This is a genomic window from Microcystis viridis FACHB-1342, assembly GCF_014698335.1.
Lineage (GTDB): Bacteria > Cyanobacteriota > Cyanobacteriia > Cyanobacteriales > Microcystaceae > Microcystis > Microcystis ichthyoblabe_A.
On record NZ_JACJSV010000133.1, the window covers coordinates 1 to 3,120 of the forward strand.

Annotated in this window: 3 protein-coding genes and 1 pseudogene; 3 read left to right on the forward strand and 1 reads right to left on the reverse strand. The window is 38.1% G+C overall.

Translation table 11 applies throughout. The annotated features are described in order from the left end of the window. From H6G40_RS22700 to H6G40_RS22710, 3 genes and pseudogenes are all read left to right on the forward strand, one after another. A pseudogene (locus H6G40_RS22700) lies at positions 1-387 on the forward strand (photosystem II q(b) protein); the annotation flags it as partial. A 135-nt stretch (positions 388-522) separates the two neighbouring features. Continuing rightward, complete coding sequence (locus H6G40_RS22705; protein WP_008204811.1) at positions 523-870, forward strand: DUF433 domain-containing protein; 348 nt, start codon at positions 523-525, stop codon at positions 868-870. Beyond that, entirely contained in the window at positions 848-1,207 is a 360-nt protein-coding gene (locus H6G40_RS22710; RefSeq protein ID WP_002732058.1) for a DUF5615 family PIN-like protein, read from the forward strand. The genes H6G40_RS22705 and H6G40_RS22710 overlap by 23 nt, the downstream gene beginning before the upstream one ends. A 636-nt stretch (positions 1,208-1,843) precedes the next feature. Here the strand turns inward: H6G40_RS22710 and H6G40_RS23585 are convergent. After that, the gene (locus tag H6G40_RS23585) at positions 1,844-2,932 is read right to left on the reverse strand and encodes a bifunctional metallophosphatase/5'-nucleotidase (RefSeq protein ID WP_242028834.1); all 1,089 of its coding nucleotides are present in this window, start codon (positions 2,930-2,932) and stop codon (positions 1,844-1,846) included. Positions 2,933-3,120: the final 188 nt, after the last annotated feature.

The window sequence follows — 3,120 nt, forward strand, 5'->3', positions numbered from 1 at the left end:
CAGAACTACGGTTACAAATTCGGTCAAGAGGAAGAAACCTACAATATCGTTGCCGCTCACGGTTACTTCGGACGTTTAATCTTCCAATACGCTTCTTTCAATAATAGCCGCTCTCTGCACTTCTTCTTAGGTGCATGGCCGGTAATCGGTATCTGGTTTACGGCAATGGGTGTTAGCACCATGGCGTTTAACCTCAACGGTTTCAACTTCAACCAGTCGATTCTCGATTCTCAAGGTCGTGTAATCGGTACCTGGGCCGATGTGCTGAACCGCGCTGGTATCGGGATGGAAGTAATGCACGAGCGTAATGCTCACAACTTCCCCTTAGACTTAGCTAGTGGTGAACAGGCTCCTGTAGCTCTGACTGCTCCTGCTATCAATGGTTAAGTTCTAGTCTGAACGAAAAGGCACTCCCGCGAGGGGGTGCTTTTTTGTTGTTAGAATCATAATATTCAAGGAGAGATTTATTGGCTTGATTGATGATACAAAAAAGTACGAATTTATCAATAGGAGTATTAACCGATGCAACTCGAAGACTACTTTAATTTTTTGACTCCCAATGACATTCGCTTAAAAAACTCCCGCATTGGCATTGAAACTATCTTATATGAATACATTTACCGCGCCCGTACCCCTGAAGAGATTGGGCAAATTTATCCTACCCTTACCCTAGAACAAATCCATGCCACTATTCTCTATTACCTGCACGAAAAAGACCGAGTTAGTCAATATCTGGCAGAATGGCTAGAACATTGTCAAAAAGGAGAACAAGAACAGGATTTGAACCCTCCCGCTTTTGTGGAGAAAATGCGGAAATTCAAGGCGGAAATAGCATCAGAAAATATCAATGAGTATTCAGTATCTAATTGATGAAAATTTACCGCCGCTGTATCGGGAGCAATTATTGCGCCGTCACTCTGATTTAACGGTTTGGATGATTGGCGAACCTGGTGTTCCGTCGAAAAGCACCTTAGACCCAGAAATTTTAATTTGGTGCGAAGCAAATCACTTTATTTTAGTCACAAATAATCGGACTTCTATGCCTGTTCATTTAGCTGATCATCTGGCACAAAGTCGTCATAGTCCAGGGATTTTTGTCTTGCGTCCTAAAGCAACAATCAAAGAGATTATTGAGAATTTAATTCTCATTGCTTTATTAGGCGATGCCCAAGATTATCAAGACCGGATTACTCATATTCCTTTATAAATACTACTTGCTGTTTCTGTTTTATTTTTAGTTGTCTTAGGCGTTGAATCAGGGGAGATGAAGATAAACAATGGTTATTGGAGAAGTTACATCAATAATTAGGATTGAATAATCAAAAAATAACTAAACAGGTATTAATGGATAGTTGGAATGAAGCTTATAGTGATAGATCGGATGAATCAGAAACTTTGATGTTAGAGGGAATACGCCATCATCAACGCCAATTATCTGAGTAAATATGACGATTTTTCAAGGTGATATTTATTGGATTGATTTAGGAGAACCACAAGGAAAAAAATCAAATTAATTATTCAGGGAATTAAGTTGGTTATTGAACCTCAAGAACTCGAATAATAGGGATTATAAAAGGATTTAAAGAATCCATTAACATAAAAAAGCATACAGCATCGCCGCTCACGGTTACTTCGGATGTTTAATACTAAATCCGTTGAGTATAGGCTACATATCAGGATAGCCGAACAGCAAAATGGGAATAGATAATCAGTCTTTAATAACCGAATTTAGTACCAGACGCTTAACTAATTAGAAGTAAAAAAATTGTAGGGTTAATTCATGAATTAACCCTACACATCGTTTCCATTCAGACGCTTCACGAATTTGCTAGAGTCATAAACTCTAGTTAACAAAAGTCCAGCGTCCTTCCACTTGACCGTCAAGAAGTTGATGAGTACTTAAATATTCTTCAAGAACACCTTGGCTTGAAGTAGTAACAACTTTAGCGTTAGCTATTTCTTCAGGCGTGAGATTCAAACTCTTCAGTGAATTTTGATAATGATAATCTTGCACGCAGATTACATATAAACGATCAGCCTCTACAGGTTGTTCATTAATACTGAAAGATTCAATTGCTTTCTTAGTATTGTTATAAACTACTCGAACACCTTTGCTGATTTGATAACATTGACTTTCCCCAGGCTTTCTGTTTTCTGGGCGCAGAAAATGGGTAAATACCTTTGTCAGTTGCGCTCCGGTAACTTTAATTTTATAAAGAGAACCATCATAGGGATAAACCTTCTTAAGATCTTCAAGAGTGACCACAGGCCCTAATTCTTTACCTCGTATGGAACCACTACCGACAAGCACGACATCAATCGTATCTATTTCTAAGAAGATATCAGCGATTAAATTACCTAACTCAGTTTCTTGTTCGCGCACGGGATGAGTCAATTGACGATTTAAACGGCTAACAATACGATTGTACTTGCGATCTACTTGTTCTTTGTAGGTATTGATAAAATTTTGCAAATCTACGTCAGGACTAGCTACCTGATCATTAATAGGAATAAGTTCCCATTTCCATTCGACAATGCTGTTCGTATCGTCGTCTACTGTAATATCGAAACGTCCGATCTGATCAGTCCCAACGGCGGCCTGGGTGATTAAAATGTTGTTTACTTGGGCAGGCTGTTCTAAAAGTGTATGAGAATGTCCACCAATGATCATGTCCACCCCCCACTCAGGGTCTAACATAGCCGCTAACTTTTGATCCTCTTCAAAACCAATGTGAGTTAGGAGAATTGTCAAATCAATATCTTCATTTTTGTAGGTATTACAGATCTTACCAACTTCAGCCGCTGCATCTTCTAGTCCAACAAATGTACCAATGCTTTTGTCCAGCTTTAAGGCACTAAGAACCTCTTCGGTGACAATACCAATGAACATAACATCAAATCCATCTACATTGAGGATGATATAGGGGTTCATCAACCTTTTACCGTACTTTTTAATAGACCTCTTGCATAATTTTTTTATGGTATAATATAAGGTTTTGCTTTTTTCTCAATTCTTAGATTGAAGTGGAAAAAAGAATAAAATGTGATCTTAGGTCAGGAAATCATCTATAATTTTGCTATGTTTATTAGCAAAATTATGGATTATCAAAACTTATCAGA

Bases quoted from the DNA above. Each gene is read 5' to 3' on its own strand.
- H6G40_RS22705 (WP_008204811.1), top strand. From the start codon at position 523: ATGCAACTCGAAGACTACTTTAATTTTTTGACTCCCAATGACATTCGC.
- H6G40_RS22710 (WP_002732058.1), top strand. From the start codon at position 848: ATGAGTATTCAGTATCTAATTGATGAAAATTTACCGCCGCTGTATCGG.
- H6G40_RS23585 (WP_242028834.1), bottom strand. From the start codon at position 2,932: ATGAACCCCTATATCATCCTCAATGTAGATGGATTTGATGTTATGTTC.